Consider the following 14,363-nt stretch of genomic DNA (forward strand, 5'->3'; position numbering starts at 1 on the left):
TAGCACAGACAATGATTAACAAAAAACAAAGTCTTACTCTGTTAAGCGCAGTAGCATTATCTATCTCATTAAGCGGTTGTGGTGTATTTGATTGGCTAATTTACAAGCCAGATGTCCCGCAAGGGAACTACATGGAAAGCCAGCAGGTCGATAAATTACGTATCGACATGACAAAAGAACAAGCTGAATATATTTTAGGTCGCCCAGTTTTACGTGACAGCTTTGCCGACGATACCTGGTATTACGTGTATCACTTTAAAAGTGGTCGTGATGCAAGCATTATCCATAAAGAGTTAATTATTCACTTTATTGATGACAAGGTTAACCGTGTTGAAGGTGATTATGATTTAAGTGCAGATTTTAATACTCCACTAGATCAAAGCAAACTACCTTCAAGCAATGAGCCAGAAGATGATCCGCTTATTCCGGAAGCTCGACCAGACGCTAAACCTTTAGTTGAAGAACAACGTGGTTTAAACGGCACGATTAACAATAAAAAATAAACCTTAACTTAACGTTACAGGACACAAAAAAGCAGGGAGCCCATCCCTGCTTTTTTATATCTGAAATTCAACAGTGTTTAACTCAACTTTGCGCCGGTAATTTTATTAATTCGCCCTTCATCTTTAGCTTTTTCAGCGCGCTTACGACGTACATCTTTTGGATCGGCAATCAGCGGCCTATAAATTTCAACACGCTGACCAGGCACTAAAATCTCATCATGTTTCACCTGGCGACTAAATACCCCAAGCTTTACCTTGTCTAAATCAATTTCAGGGAAAAAAGCGCAAATATCACTTTGCCTAACCGCCTCAATAAAACTGCAACCCGGTGCAACCATCACAGTAATAATTTTTTGTTGGGTTGGCAGCGCATAAACCACATCAACAGCAAACGGTTGTTGTTCAATTGTCACGATAAATTACCTTAGCTCGGTCAGTAAATGCGGTCACCATAGACAACATTAATTGTTTAAATACCCGCCCGAAAGCTAAATCAGACAGCGGATTAGCAAATTCAAAATCCAAATCAAACTCAACTTTGCACGCATCATCGGTTAGCTCAGTAAACACCCACAAACCTTGCAGGCGTTTAAATGGGCCATTTTCGAGTGTTAAAGTAATCCGTTTACCTGCTTCCACATGATTACGTGTCGTAAAAGTCTTTTTGATGCCAGCTTTACTCACATCAACCGATGCCACCATGGTTGTACCATCAAACTCCAATACTTTACCGCCCACGCAGCCGGGTAAAAAAGCATGGTAAGACTCAACATCATTAACCAACTCATACATCTGCATGGCACTAAAGCGCACCAACACACTCTTGGAAATCTTAGGCATCCGCACTCACTTTTACGAAATAATAACGCGATTTTATCACGATAAATGAAAAAGGCATCTGTTGCAGTACAACATAGACGTACACAAACCAATAATTTAGGTATAATCGTTGAATTGTTAATACTCTCCCCCCATATCTGTTGTAGAACTGAATGAAAAAGTTAACACAACAGCGCTTTTAAAATGGGCAAATTGCAGGCGATATACGCCTAGATGGTAAAAAAGCATGGTAAAGAAATCGGCAAAAAATCCCTCAGCAACTATCGCACGTAATAAACGCGCGACATTTGAATACCGCATAGAAGACAAAGTCGAAGCGGGATTGCAACTTATGGGCTGGGAAGTAAAATCTATCCGCATGGGTAAAGTTAACTTATCTGATTGTTATGTATACATAAAAGAGGGTGAGGCCTTTATGCATGGTTGTACTATACAACCCCTTAATACCGCTTCAACCCATGTAATATGCGATCCAATAAGAACCAAAAAACTGCTATTAAAGCGCAGTGAAATCGACAAACTTGCCGGGTTAATTGAACGTCAAGGTTACACCCTTGTGCCCTTGTCCATGTATTGGCGTAAAGGTGCCTGGGTTAAAGTTGAAATTGGCTTAGGTAAAGGTAAAAAAGATCACGATAAACGTGAAGACACCAAAGAACGTGAATGGAAAGTAGAACAGTCTCGCGTAATGAAAAAGAGCAGACTGGACGGATAATAACCAAACGATGATATTTTGTTAATCGTCGCTAGGTATTAACCAAACAACACGTTATGATATTACTAATTGGGGGCGATTCTGGATTCGACAGGATTCACGAAACCCAAGGAGCATGTCGAGGGGCGGTTGGCCTCGTAAAAAGCCGCACCGTTATAGTTGCAAACGACTCTAACTACTCTCTAGCAGCTTAGGCTAGCTAGCCATCACCCACACGTTTCGCACGTGGACAGTGGATCATGATGGTCATATTACAGTGTGCTAGCGAGGGAACTCCGTCCGGGGGTGAACCGCGAAACAGTACCGGACTCACCAAGTAGCATCCTGTCTTTCGGAGACTCCTTGGTTAAATAAAAGAGAGACTAAACATGTAGTGCCGAGGATGTAGGCTTTCTGGACGCGGGTTCAAGTCCCGCCGCCTCCACCAATTTATAGAAGGGCTTAGCAGCAATGCTAAGCCCTTTTTGTTTGTTTTTTTACTTATATTGTTACAGCGAAAATCGCTTTCTATTTTGATCCGATTCAGATGTGGCGGCGGGACTTGAACCCGCGTCCTATTTGTATCGCTAAACCTCAATAACGCCTTTAAACCTTGCAAAGGTATTCATTGACGTTGTTGATAGCATGTCTTGATAATCTGGATTATTAGCACTTAAAGTGTACTGACCTTGCCCCAGTTTTTTCACTTTACGTAATAAATATTGGGGATCACCGGTTTCATCTAATAACTCAATCGCAAGAGTATGATTGGATATTGAGCCCGCACTAGTTGAAGTAATCCACTCAAACAGTAAATAATCGCCATCACAAATAGGCTGTTTACCTCCATTCATTGAGTCGCCCTTTGCGCGCGCGATGAAGTGTTTCTGAGAATTTAAGTTGCCATAGTGTGCTGGGACTTTAATGGTACGAACTTGTTCGGCTGAACTGGTTTTAAAATGTCCGCACGCAATTTTTAAATCTTCATAGAATGGCAGGTATATAACATTATCTTGGGGTGCATCATTTAGCATAGATAACGCACTGGTTGATAAATTCAGCGAGGTTAAATCTGATGGTTTTAATATAATATCGAGTTTGGCATAGTAATCTTTTAAGTCAGTTAGCATTTGTTGATTAATCTGTTTTAGATCGCTCTCTTCAAGCTTTTCCCATAGTACAGTGTCAAAGGACATTAAACTGAGTTCATTACACTGATAAAAGAACCGTTTCCGCTCAAATTTTTCAAATGGATTACTGCCTATACTGCGTTTAATATAAGCATTATCAAATAAATTTTCATGGCGGTTAAGCGGATTATGCTCTTTTTCACTTCGACCATATTGATCTAACATAGTCTGGTAAAAGCCGCTGTAATGTTGAACCATTTTATCAATGTCGACTTCACCTTGCGGATTATGATGGTTAATCATGATCAGCATAAAGATGATTTTATATGAATAGGTATAATCTCGTTTTTCAATAAACTCTATAAAATCAGCTTTACGGGTATCTTGGGTACGAATAGGGATATTTTTATCTTGTCTAAGATCATCAAGCTTTTGCTGGCTGAAATAATTTAAGGTTTTACTGCCAAAGGGAATCGTTTTACTTGCAATAAGTTCACCTTTTCTCATCCACGCTTTAACAGTACCCGTTGATATAAAGAGTTCTCGTGCAAGTTGCTCTTCATTGAGTAAATCACTAAATTCTTTTTCAAAGTTAAAGATATTAATTGGCTCAATTCTGCGCTCAGACTCCCACAAGCCATCTAGGATAATCAGATCATGCTGTAGGGTGCCATGGACATCTTTTACCACATCACCAAAGGGTTGATAAAATCCTAAATTAAACAATCCATGAATTGACCAAGGCTTAATCACAGCGCCATAACTATCAACAACGTCAATCACATATAATGCTTCTTTTCCTGGATGATTTCTTGTTCCCCGGCCTAACTGCTGGGTATACAGCACCTTTGACATAGTCGGCCTTGCCATGACCAATATACTGGTTTGTGGGGCATCCCAACCTTCATTCAGTAACTCGCATGCACAAATTATTTGTACTTTCTTTTGCTGGTATAAATCAAGGCCTGAGCGATCTTTACCGCTAACTGCCACTGCTGTTATGCCTGACTGATTCAACAATGCAGCCATTCGTTGGGTATGTTTAATATCCACACAAAAGATAACGCCCTCCTGGGCACTAATTTTGTATTCGCCATGATGAGTAAAGAAATACTTCTTCAACATATCAACAATGAGTTGATCCCTTGAAGGTAAGATGACTGTTTTTTGTAAGTCACTTTTAACAAATTCTTTGCCATTGAAACGCACTTTTGAAAAGTCGATATTTGACTCTAGTCGAAAAGCCCTTATCTGAGGAACTAGCTTTTGCTGAATAGCTTCCTCCAGTGTCATTTCAACTTCATACTGACCAAAAATATCAGCCAATTGACGCTGATCATATCGCTGATGCGTTGCCGTTAAGCCTAATAAGGTTTCTGGAGAGAAATAACTTAACACTTGCCTTAATCCGTCTGCACCAGCTCGATGAGCTTCATCAACTACAATATAGTCAAAATAATCTTTAGCTAATTTACGATAATGCCGCAATACATAGGCGCTTGTTTGCACCACAATATCCAATTGAGTATTGGATAACTCAAGACCAACGTTGATATTTGGTAGACGCTTTTGTATTCGCTCTATTAATTGCTGACGTAAATCTCGGGTAGGTACGATGGCAAGTACCTGTTTAGCTTTGGATTGCTGAAACTGTAATCTAAAGTCTTCGATAAATACTTCGGTTTTCCCCGTTCCAGTTGGCAACACGACTAAAAAGCTGTTGTGACCGTTTTCACGTTTTAAAATGAGATTATCTACTGCATCTTGTTGATGTTGATATATCTCGAAATTGTATGCTCGTTGTGCCCTATAAAGCGGCGACTTTTTAAAGCTATTTGCATCACCAAAATAATCTTTTATTTGGTCTTCAAATTTAAACTCGTCACTCATCCCCCTATCAGACCATCGATAAACCAAGTAACCATCTTTAACTAATGAGTTCTGCTTAAACAGTTGTGAGCGGTATTTATTTTCAGTCACTAAAGCAGATAAAGGGTGATGATAAGTTTCACCATTGAGTTCAATAGCAATGGGATTAGTGGTGCGTTGGAGAATGTAGTCGACGTAACGTTTATGACCTAACCTATCAATATAGGGTACTTCTGCTTGCAAGGCATGGATAGATGCTGCACCATAAACTTGTTCAAATAACTCGGCAAACTTATATTCTGGTGGCGTTGGGTCAATATGATCCTCAGATCTATTCGCACCAAACTTTCTTAGTTCAATATCTTCAATTTCATCAAGTAGAAAGTTTTGCCAATCATTGAGTAATTGCAGCTTATCAGATGCACAAAAACGATAAAGCCCCTGATATCGATGCATGAGTTTGTTTTGATACCTTGTATAGCTTACATAATGAAATGACGTTGGTGATAAATCGTATAATGTGTGATCAACCAATACAGCAGGTTTATCTAAAGCAGAATATTGACTTCCTCCACCTGTATAAACATACAAACGACCAACATCAACCACATCTTTAAGTTGATACTGAAAACCAGCAGCTATGTTATCTATGTCATTTCCAGTGATAGCCATGGTGTTACCGTTTTATCAAAATGGCATTAAGCCACTTATCATCTTGCCTATCGGGTCTGACATCCTGAGTTATCCATGTTTTGTTTATTGATAAATTAGAGTTAACAATAAACGAAGCTAATCTTTGTTCATTAGCATTGGTAAAGAAGCGACCGCCTCGATTTATATCATCATCACCATACTTAAATGAACAATAGAAAATCCCCCCAACGGCTAAATGTGAGGCTAAACGCTTAAAAGTATTGGCGATTAAAGGGCTAGGCACATGTAATAATGATGCACATGCCCAAATGGCATCAAATTTCAGTTTAGTGTCAAAGCTATCAAAAGTGGCGAGTGAGACTTCAAGGCCTGTATATAATGTCGCTTTCTTAACTAGGGCTTCGCTAGCGTCAAATGCGGTGACCTTAAAACCCTGTTGAATGAAGTAAGCACTGTCACGACCGCTGCCACAACCTGCATCAAGGATATGTCCAGTTAACGGAATGAGTGGAATAAACTCATTATAAAGGGCTGTCATATTCACATTAACAGTATCAGAATAAAAAGCATCAGAATGCTGGTTGTAGAAATCTATGGTCATACTGAGTTTAGTTATTTTAGGCGCTAGACATAATTCCAAGATTAACATAACCAATTGAAAGGTATAGTAACTAATTCATATTACCGCAACAAAAAATACCTGCACTTGGCAGGTATTTTCGTAAGCTTAAAAAGAAGCAAGGCTAAAGTATTAACCCATACCTTATTTCACTAGCTCTGCTTTTTAACAAATTTCGATTTCAACATCATTTGGCCGTTGCCATCTACTTTACAATCGATGTCGTGGTCACCGGCGACAAAACGGTTAATAACCGCTTTTGTGCCGACTTTTAATACCAAAGAAGACCCTTTTACTTTTAGATCTTTGATTAAGGTGACTTTGTCACCTTCAGCAAGCAAGTTACCTACGGCATCGCTAAGAATGATAACGTCTGGGTCTACTACCACTTCATTTGGGTTCCACTCATTAGCGCATTCTGGGCAAATTAATAACGTGCCGTCTGAATAGGCGTATGGTGACTCACATTTGGGGCATGGTGGGATTGTATCGCTCATCACTAATTCTCTTTAATTAACATACTGTAACAGCCAGAACTTTATAAGCGATGCTGACTCAATAACGAGTCTATTGGGCTTTAAGCTGCATTCTGACTAAAATGATAATGGCATTATAATGAAATTATCATTTACACTCAATCCAGCATCATCTTTTAAGACTGAAAATGGTGGTTAGCTCTTCACTTTTGGGTTATTAGTCGGCTGTTGATCACCATAGCTCACATCATGTTGCTCAAGATAACCGCGAATTAGCTGACGCACTACTTGCGATGGCGTTAGGTCTTGCGATGCGCACAGTTGCTCAAATGCCTGCTTTTTACTTGGATCGAGTAGCACAGTAAAGCGTGCCGTTTTATTTTCCATTAAGGTCACTCCCATTAAAACATTATCATTTGATGATAATACCCTATACGCAATTATGCAGATACTCATTTACATAAAAGCACTTTATTTTCAGTTCAACTACACTGATTTTTATCTTCCGCAGGCCCATCATTCTAGCTGCCAATTGCAACTTGTATTACCACTCTTATGGCAGTAATTGGCAAACTAAAATATCAGGTTAGGATGTTGTTTTTAGTTAATACTAGGCTTGACCGAATCAGTTTTGCACCGCATATTACAAGTAACAAAATACTTACATTTGATTTTCTGGTTAGTATATCCGTCAGATGTTCTATTACTCGTATTAAGGATGGCATGTGTCGCGGTTTCATTCGATAATTTTTGACTAAGTGATGACACTAAATGATTGCCATAGGCGTCGCCAGTAAATGAGTTTAATTGCCCATTATTTACATAAGTGGAAATTCAGAGTAGCCATATTAATTGGCTTATGTTTACTGTGGCCGATACAAAGCATCATCATTAGCGCCTTACAGTCTGGGGCGCTTGAACCCTATCGTATTCAGTTGCCGGTCAATGTTGATAACACCACTCGTGATAAGTGGGGCATAAAGCATGATGCAATTATTGAAAAGATCTTTGTGAGTGGCAGCTTCAGCGACTGGCATATTGACGACACTTTCTATCAACTAACACAACAAAACCAGCAGTGGTACTTTGACTTACCGGTCTACCCTGGGGATCTTGAATATAAATTAGTGCTTTTTATTCAAAATAAAGTCGAACCGGTGTGGATTTTAGACCCTAATAACCCTCAAACCAGTGTTAACCCCTGGGGTGGAGAAAATTCGCTTATACGGATAGCTGATTGGCCAAAAATCACTTTAATTAGCCAAATTCTTACCGCAGCGTTATTAGGTACATTTTTACTCTTTTGTATTCTCGAACCCTTTCTTTACTGGTTACTGCACCAAAAAATACCGTTTCATCGTAAATTAGTACTCAGCAATATTCTGATATTGGCCTGCGCGCAACTATTATTTTTCAGTTATCAACTGCATCTAAATAGACAATTAATTAAACAAGGTTTAATCGATAGCGTGCACGCTATGCATCTGATTTTACATGGTGAGGGAGTGGATTTTGAACAACTGGACACACAAGCAAACAATATCAATAGGGGGTTAAGTCAGTTTTTTTGTCCCTGCTACCACGCGCATTGATAAAACCCAAAGTAGTTTATTTCAAATTACCCTTTCCGATTTTGCTGTGTTGGATAAAAATGGCCAGTTAATTACCCTGCGCCATCGTGGGCAAAATGTACAAATCCAACAGTCTCGGGCTGAACAACTGGGTTTTAATAATAGCCGCGACTACTTTGTTGACGGTATGTGGCGTGACTTGCTGCCCAAAGCAATAGCTGAAGCGCAAAAAGGCCAGATAGTAATAATGTCACGACCGCAGAATATGAATGGGGTTGAAACATCGCGGACACGGACTGCTGAGTTGATACTTGGGTTTAGTCAGTTTGTGCAGCCGATTGTATATCGCGGCCAGTTAAAAGGCTTCTATGCGGGGTCTATTCAAGTAAAGCTTTACGGTGACGAACTGCTGAGAATGTTTCTATTTCAGTTACTCTTGCTTGGCGGGGTAATTGTGTTATCGAGTTGGTTATTCACCCGTGTGGGTAAAATGGTCACTGAAGATATTTTAAAGTTAACCAAGTGGACTCAAAATATTGTTAAGGGCGATTTGTCACAGGTGTTAACCATCAATAGCCAGGATGAAATTCAGCAATTGTCTGAAAACTTCAATAACATGCGCCAGTCTTTACAGGACAGCTTTACCCAAATAGCAGAGCAAAATAGTAAGTTATATCAAGAAGCATATTTTAATGGTTTAACGGCGCTACCTAATCGAAAAAAATTATATAGTGATCTTGCAGAGCAATCTATTGGCGCTTTGCTGGTGATTAACATTAACGATTTTGGTGAGTTTAATGACTTTTATGGTGTCGATACCGGTGATGAAATTTTACTGGAGGTCGCCAATCGATTAGCCGCTAAAAATAGGCCGGTTACCTTATATAAAACTGGCCCTGATGAGTTTGTCGTAACATTAACAACTCAAATATTAACCTCAGACACAGTATCAAATTTTGTATCAACCGAAAGTTCAAATAATCATCTACAATTGGCAAAACTTGGACAGCTTTTATTTGACGATGTTTGTCAAAAACCTCTGCTTATCAAAGATAGTGAATATTATATCTCCGTCAGTATTGGCGGAGCACTGTTATCGGTTAATCAGCAAGTATTAGCTAAAAATATACCTGGTTCAACCATAGCTAATTCAAGTTCAACAACGTCAGCAAACCAACTACATCGGCATGCTGATTTAGCAAGGCGCTTTGCTAAAAAACAACAGCTGACTTATTGCTGTTTTAGCAGCGAAATGGCTAATTCAGCAGCATTTGAAGAAAACATGCGCCAAAGCAGAATGCTAGCTAAAGCAGCACAAGAGCAATGGGTAGTGCCCTATGTTCAACTTATTCAGCCTTTAATTGATGCGCCAATAAAGTTTGAGTGTTTGATGCGGCTCCAACTACCCGATGGGCAAATATTAGCGCCGCACCAGTTTATGGCAGCAGCCAGACAATCACGCATTTATCCGCAGTTAATGCGCTGTATGCTGCAAAAGTCAATTGCACTGTTTAAAAATCAGCCCTATGAGTTTTCCGTTAACATCACGTTAGATGATATTGCCATTGCACAAAATTTGGAGGCTATTGTCAGTTTACTTAAAAGTGAACCGGACACCACGCAGCGGATAACCTTTGAATTATTAGAAAGTGAAGAAATAACTAACTATGAGGCGGTGGAACATTTTATTAAGTTAGTCAAACCGTTAGGCTGCAAAATTGCGATTGATGATTTTGGCGCAGGTTATTCGAACTTTGTGCATTTGCTCAGTTTAGATATTGATATTATCAAAATAGATGGATCATTAATCCGCCATTTAGATAGCGACCCTAAAGCGCAGTTGTTGGTTGAAACCATAGCTATTTTCGCCCATAAAATGGGTAAAAAAACCGTCGCTGAGTTTGTCGAAAACGACGCTATTCTCAGCTTACTTAACCAGTATGAAATTGATTATGCCCAAGGATACTTACTGGGCAAACCTGCAGCAACCATAGCTCAAGCATTAGCGATTTATTCAGCTGAGTAGCTGTTTAAAAATCAGCTCAAAATCAGGCCGCTGTAAAACATCCCCTTGCATGCAAGTCTTTGCTAATATTGCTAATTCAGCATACTTGGAAGTTGACTGTTGTGGATGATCTGGCTTAATTAAGCATAACAAATCATCAATCAAACAACCTAATGCACGCACTTCAATTTTGTGCATTTTCAGGCGCTGTTGCGGCGGTAAGTGAGCTAAATTAGACGCTGCGCCAAAATCACCAAATAACACCTTAAACTCATCATCCACCATAATATTATGTGCATAGATATCGCCATGACTAACCTGCTGCATATGCATATGGGCCATGGTGTGACTCATTTGTTTTGCAATATGCGCTATCGCCTCTACAGAATACTGCGTATCAGCGTTAAAAGTGTCTCGGGTACAGGTACTTAATGAGGGTGGCAGGCCTAAATTTTGATAACCCTCTGGAATAAGCGCCATTACTAACCCCAGTTGTTCACCATGATGAATTTGGCCTATGGCGGGAATTAAATTGTCATGTTCACCCGTTGTTAAACAACAATCAAGCTCATCTGCTGGGTAACCGTCGCTGGTGATAGCGCCTTTAAACATTTTCACTGCCACATTGTTGGGCAAATGGGCTTGGGAAACGGGTTTATCAAGCCAATGCGCTTTATATATAATGCCCGATGCCCCCTGACCAATTTGAGCGCTAAAATGCAGGTGTTCTGGGTGGATCATTGGCACGCTGTTATTCAAACACTCATCAACATGGCTAAAAGGGTTACCCGCAAACGCTAACCAACTTAGTTTGGGTAAGTTGAGCAACCAATCGGGTAAATGGCTCAGTTTGTTGGCCGATAACCGCACTAATTCCAACTCACGACAGTTAGCCATACTGCCAGGTAATTCAGTTAGTTGGTTACCGGCTAGCATGAGTTTTTTAAGTTGGGTTAAGCGGCTGATTGAATCTGGTAAATGGGTTAACTGGTTATCAGTTAATATCAACCAACGGGTATGGTCGGGTAAAGCCTGTTCACTCACGTGGGTAAGTTGATTGGCTTTAAAACCAATCATTTCAAGCTTAGAGCATCGACCTAATACTTCAGGTAATTCAGTGAAGCAATTTTGTGATAAAAACACGATGCGCAGCTGGCTTAATTGATCAAAGTCATCGGGTAGGCTTGATAATTGATTATTCGATAAGTCTAAAATCTCTAAACTGTCAGCTAATGAGAATATCGCTCTTGGAAACTCGGTCAGTTCTGCCACTATTTGCACACGTGCAAGCCCTTTAAGTTCGCCTGATTCAAGCTGAGCTAAGGTATGCATAATGATATTCCTGTCGAGGTCGTAATGTGCTAAATGGAGGCGGGATTGTAAAGAAGCTGTTGCTTGATAGCAAATGTCATCAGATTCATATTGGAATGGTAGGCTGAAATGACAGGCAAAAAAAACCACTGCATAAGCAGTGGTAAAATGGATACTAAAATTGTCAATTGGGGTTGATTTTTAGTTTTATTTTCATCTGAATGAAAATAATATCCTAAGTGATCTCTAACAAAGCAGATCAAACAATGGTGTTAAATAAGTTCAGCCAACATAGCGTCGTTGTATTCAACAACCGCTTCACCTTGACGCACTTTGGCTACGTAATCTGGGTTAGCAATAAATGGACGGCCAATAGCCAGTAAATCAAATTTGTTGTCTGCTATTGCTGCACTGCCAGTTTCGGCAGTATAGCTACCCACACCCACTAAGGTGCCAGTGTAAACACTGCGCAGATAGGTCGATATATTGCCACCTAAGTAATCAAACTGCATTGAGTCGTCAAATATCCCAGCATGAACAAAAGCAATATCACGTTTGGCAACCTGTGGTAATAAATAATCGAATACCTCACGGTCACGTTTGTCGCCTGCCATATTGAAATAGGCGCCCGGTGATAAACGAAGACCTGTACGATCTGCGCCAATACGTTCAACAATTGCGTCAAGCACTTCTAATGCAAAACGAGACATATTTTCAGGCGTTTGGCCATATTCATCATCACGACGGTTACTGTCATGGTGTAAAAATTGATCAATCAAATATCCGTTAGCACCATGAATTTCAACACCATCAAAACCGGCATCAATTGCATTCGCTGCAGCCTGGGCATAATCTTTAACTAACTGCACTATATCTTCTTTAGTGGCAGCTTTAGGTGTTTGGTATGTCAGTTCACGCATTCTTGGGACACTGCCCTCAACCGCAACGGCTGAAGCAGATAACACATCGCCACCACCAAAAAAGTGTGGATGCGCTACACGACCGGTATGCCATAGTTGGGCAAATATTTTGCCACCATTTTTATGCACCGCATCTGTTACCACTTTCCACCCTTGAATTTGTTCAGGACTGAATAAGCCAGGGGTATTTGGGTAACCTTGACCGTCAGGTCGAATAATAGTGGCTTCACTAATGATCAATCCAGCTTCTGCACGACGTGCGTAATAGTCAGCAATTTGTTGGGTTGGTACTAAGTTGGCATCGGCCATACAACGCGTTAATGGCGCCATTAAGATTTTATTGGCTAAGGTTAATGAATTATTTAAAGCGTAAGGCTGGAATAAATTGGCTGACATGACAGTCTCCGTTCTTGAATATGCGTTCAAGATAATCTTATTTGAATATTCATTCAAGTAATTTTTGAATGTTTATTCAAAATTGGTTAAACTCACCCAATAATCACTAATGCTAAAGAGAACGCCATGAGAAATGCAGAGTTTGATCGCCAAGTTGTACTGCGTGCGGCCATGCGAGCATTTATGATGAAAGGTTATGCGAAAACCAGCATGGCGGATTTAACCAAAGCGACTGGATTGCACCCAGGATCAATTTATTGTGCATTTGAAAACAAAAAGGGTCTACTGCTAGCGGCAATAGGCCAATACCATGCTGACCGCAGCGCGCAATTTCAACTATTGTTTGCCAATAACAATAACCCGTTGCACAACTTAAAAACTTATTTAGCGGGCATTGTAGAAGAGTGTTTGAGTTGTGATGCCACCCAGGCTTGTTTGCTAACCAAAGCGTTAAATGAAGTGGGTGAGCAAGATGAAGATATTAGCCAGTTGATTAATACCAACCTTAACGCCTGGCAACTCGGCATTGAGCAGGTGTTTGAAGCGGCAAAACTACAGGGACTAATCGACAGCGACACTAATAGCCAATTACAGGCGCAGTTTTTAATGATGGGCATTTATGGTTTGCGCACATTTGCCCATACACATCCTACAAAAGAAGTGTTGTTACCACTAGCTGACAAATTATTTAATAGCTTGCTTTAAAAACAAAATGACGCCTTTAGCGTCATTTTTATTGAACTCGAATATGGGTTTAGCTTGCTATTAACCAATTACTTTTTGAGAAAATACTCGCTCGCCCAAAGCGTTCAAAATAGTACACTCGCCATCTAATACCGCAATAATCGATTTTCCGCGACGAAAGCTATCAGGGATCATCACCCGACCAGACTCACTAATGGTTAAATCAGTTAATACTGTGTTATGCATTTCAAGCCCAGCGGGTGCTTCATAAAATAATATTGTCACAGTGGCTAATGACGGTTTATCGCTATTTGCATCTTGCTTTGATTCAGATTTCATTCTTTACTCTCGTACCAGTAGACACTAGTTAAGTGAAGGATTAATTAGCCAATATTCCGTATTCAGTCTATCAATCTTTTTCATTTATATACTGTGGTGCGATTAAGCCATAACAAAAATCACATCACTTTTAAGTTTAATAATATGCTTTTTACCGCGTTAATCCTATACAAAAAGAAACAAAGGTAACCAAAATGTTGCCAAAATCACCTTTGTTGATTGAATATAACCTCGCTTAAACCGACATATGTTGATTTAAATATAGATTATCTACACGTTTTTTAAAGTCTGATCTAAACAGCTTGAATGATTCCTGCTAGAATCGATGACAATTTTTAGCATTAAACATTTA

14 protein-coding genes and 1 other RNA gene are annotated in these 14,363 nt (G+C 39.8%); 6 read left to right on the forward strand and 9 right to left on the reverse strand.

Going from position 1 to position 14,363, the window contains the following annotated elements:
- Nucleotides 1–11 precede the first annotated feature (11 nt).
- Entirely contained in the window at nt 12–503 is a 492-nt protein-coding gene (locus ACRWQL_RS04765; RefSeq protein ID WP_226410554.1) for an outer membrane protein assembly factor BamE, read from the forward strand.
- Between the two features lie 77 nt (nt 504–580).
- Here ACRWQL_RS04765 and ACRWQL_RS04770 read toward each other — a convergent pair whose 3' ends face one another.
- Nucleotides 581–916, reverse strand: a complete 336-nt coding sequence (locus tag ACRWQL_RS04770; protein ID WP_226410555.1) for an RnfH family protein — start codon at nt 914–916, stop codon at nt 581–583.
- Entirely contained in the window at nt 906–1,343 is a 438-nt protein-coding gene (locus ACRWQL_RS04775; RefSeq protein WP_226410556.1) for an SRPBCC family protein, read from the reverse strand. Before ACRWQL_RS04775 ends, ACRWQL_RS04770 begins: the two co-directional genes overlap by 11 nt.
- 226 nt (nt 1,344–1,569) lie before the next feature.
- Here ACRWQL_RS04775 and smpB point away from each other — a divergent pair, with 226 nt between their 5' ends.
- Both smpB and ssrA read left to right on the forward strand, forming a co-directional pair.
- Nucleotides 1,570–2,058 (forward strand): SsrA-binding protein SmpB, encoded by a 489-nt coding sequence (gene smpB / locus ACRWQL_RS04780; protein ID WP_226410557.1) that lies wholly within the window; start codon nt 1,570–1,572, stop codon nt 2,056–2,058.
- A 71-nt stretch (nt 2,059–2,129) separates the two neighbouring features.
- Nucleotides 2,130–2,485, forward strand: a transfer-messenger RNA (tmRNA) gene (gene ssrA / locus ACRWQL_RS04785).
- Nucleotides 2,486–2,624: 139 nt separating this feature from the next.
- Here ssrA and ACRWQL_RS04790 read toward each other — a convergent pair.
- The 4 genes from ACRWQL_RS04790 to ACRWQL_RS04805 all read right to left on the reverse strand — a co-directional run bounded on the left by ACRWQL_RS04790 (nt 2,625) and on the right by ACRWQL_RS04805 (nt 7,172).
- Nucleotides 2,625–5,708, reverse strand: coding sequence for a DEAD/DEAH box helicase family protein (locus ACRWQL_RS04790; protein WP_434952620.1), 3,084 nt, complete (start codon nt 5,706–5,708; stop codon nt 2,625–2,627).
- A gap of 4 nt (nt 5,709–5,712) precedes the next feature.
- A complete protein-coding gene (locus ACRWQL_RS04795; RefSeq protein ID WP_434928641.1) occupies nt 5,713–6,330 on the reverse strand; it encodes a class I SAM-dependent methyltransferase in 618 nt (205 codons plus the stop codon).
- A 131-nt stretch (nt 6,331–6,461) separates the two neighbouring features.
- Nucleotides 6,462–6,806 carry a zinc ribbon domain-containing protein YjdM gene (locus ACRWQL_RS04800; protein WP_226410605.1) on the reverse strand — a complete coding sequence of 115 codons (345 nt, stop codon included), beginning with the start codon at nt 6,804–6,806 and terminating at the stop codon, nt 6,462–6,464.
- Between the two features lie 174 nt (nt 6,807–6,980).
- On the reverse strand, nt 6,981–7,172 hold the full coding sequence (locus ACRWQL_RS04805; RefSeq protein WP_226410606.1) for a ribbon-helix-helix domain-containing protein: 192 nt from the start codon (nt 7,170–7,172) through the stop codon (nt 6,981–6,983).
- Between the two features lie 410 nt (nt 7,173–7,582).
- Here ACRWQL_RS04805 and ACRWQL_RS04810 point away from each other — a divergent pair, with 410 nt between their 5' ends.
- Both ACRWQL_RS04810 and ACRWQL_RS04815 read left to right on the forward strand, forming a co-directional pair.
- Complete coding sequence (locus ACRWQL_RS04810; protein WP_434952621.1) at nt 7,583–8,377, forward strand: glycogen-binding domain-containing protein; 795 nt, start codon at nt 7,583–7,585, stop codon at nt 8,375–8,377.
- Between the two features lie 46 nt (nt 8,378–8,423).
- Nucleotides 8,424–10,382 carry an EAL domain-containing protein gene (locus tag ACRWQL_RS04815; protein ID WP_434952622.1) on the forward strand — a complete coding sequence of 653 codons (1,959 nt, stop codon included), beginning with the start codon at nt 8,424–8,426 and terminating at the stop codon, nt 10,380–10,382.
- Here ACRWQL_RS04815 and ACRWQL_RS04820 read toward each other — a convergent pair.
- Together ACRWQL_RS04820 and ACRWQL_RS04825 are read right to left on the reverse strand one after the other, a co-directional pair.
- The gene (locus tag ACRWQL_RS04820; RefSeq protein WP_434952623.1) at nt 10,371–11,693 is read right to left on the reverse strand and encodes a leucine-rich repeat-containing protein kinase family protein; all 1,323 of its coding nucleotides are present in this window, start codon (nt 11,691–11,693) and stop codon (nt 10,371–10,373) included. The genes ACRWQL_RS04815 and ACRWQL_RS04820 overlap by 12 nt on opposite strands.
- A gap of 251 nt (nt 11,694–11,944) precedes the next feature.
- Complete coding sequence (locus ACRWQL_RS04825) at nt 11,945–12,988, reverse strand: alkene reductase (RefSeq protein ID WP_434952624.1); 1,044 nt, start codon at nt 12,986–12,988, stop codon at nt 11,945–11,947.
- A gap of 126 nt (nt 12,989–13,114) precedes the next feature.
- Here ACRWQL_RS04825 and ACRWQL_RS04830 point away from each other — a divergent pair, with 126 nt between their 5' ends.
- Nucleotides 13,115–13,693, forward strand: a complete 579-nt coding sequence (locus ACRWQL_RS04830) for a TetR/AcrR family transcriptional regulator (RefSeq protein ID WP_434952625.1) — start codon at nt 13,115–13,117, stop codon at nt 13,691–13,693.
- A 60-nt stretch (nt 13,694–13,753) separates the two neighbouring features.
- On the opposite strand, the gene ACRWQL_RS04835 is transcribed toward ACRWQL_RS04830, so the two are convergent.
- Nucleotides 13,754–14,011, reverse strand: coding sequence for a TIGR02922 family protein (locus tag ACRWQL_RS04835; RefSeq protein ID WP_226410611.1), 258 nt, complete (start codon nt 14,009–14,011; stop codon nt 13,754–13,756).
- Nucleotides 14,012–14,363 lie beyond the last annotated feature (352 nt).

Origin of the sequence: Shewanella sp. HL-SH4, from assembly GCF_051164845.1 — a bacterium.
In the GTDB taxonomy this organism is placed as follows: Bacteria; Pseudomonadota; Gammaproteobacteria; order Enterobacterales; family Shewanellaceae; genus Shewanella; species Shewanella glacialimarina.

Excerpts from the sequence above, each read along its gene's own strand:
- ACRWQL_RS04765 (WP_226410554.1), top strand. The coding sequence starts at position 12 with ATGATTAACAAAAAACAAAGTCTTACTCTGTTAAGCGCAGTAGCATTA.
- ACRWQL_RS04775 (WP_226410556.1), bottom strand. The coding sequence starts at position 1,343 with ATGCCTAAGATTTCCAAGAGTGTGTTGGTGCGCTTTAGTGCCATGCAG.
- smpB (WP_226410557.1), top strand. The coding sequence starts at position 1,570 with ATGGTAAAGAAATCGGCAAAAAATCCCTCAGCAACTATCGCACGTAAT.
- ACRWQL_RS04790 (WP_434952620.1), bottom strand. The coding sequence starts at position 5,708 with ATGGCTATCACTGGAAATGACATAGATAACATAGCTGCTGGTTTTCAG.
- ACRWQL_RS04800 (WP_226410605.1), bottom strand. The coding sequence starts at position 6,806 with ATGAGCGATACAATCCCACCATGCCCCAAATGTGAGTCACCATACGCC.
- ACRWQL_RS04805 (WP_226410606.1), bottom strand. The coding sequence starts at position 7,172 with ATGGAAAATAAAACGGCACGCTTTACTGTGCTACTCGATCCAAGTAAA.
- ACRWQL_RS04810 (WP_434952621.1), top strand. The coding sequence starts at position 7,583 with ATGAGTTTAATTGCCCATTATTTACATAAGTGGAAATTCAGAGTAGCC.
- ACRWQL_RS04820 (WP_434952623.1), bottom strand. The coding sequence starts at position 11,693 with ATGCATACCTTAGCTCAGCTTGAATCAGGCGAACTTAAAGGGCTTGCA.
- ACRWQL_RS04825 (WP_434952624.1), bottom strand. The coding sequence starts at position 12,988 with ATGTCAGCCAATTTATTCCAGCCTTACGCTTTAAATAATTCATTAACC.
- ACRWQL_RS04830 (WP_434952625.1), top strand. The coding sequence starts at position 13,115 with ATGAGAAATGCAGAGTTTGATCGCCAAGTTGTACTGCGTGCGGCCATG.
- ACRWQL_RS04835 (WP_226410611.1), bottom strand. The coding sequence starts at position 14,011 with ATGAAATCTGAATCAAAGCAAGATGCAAATAGCGATAAACCGTCATTA.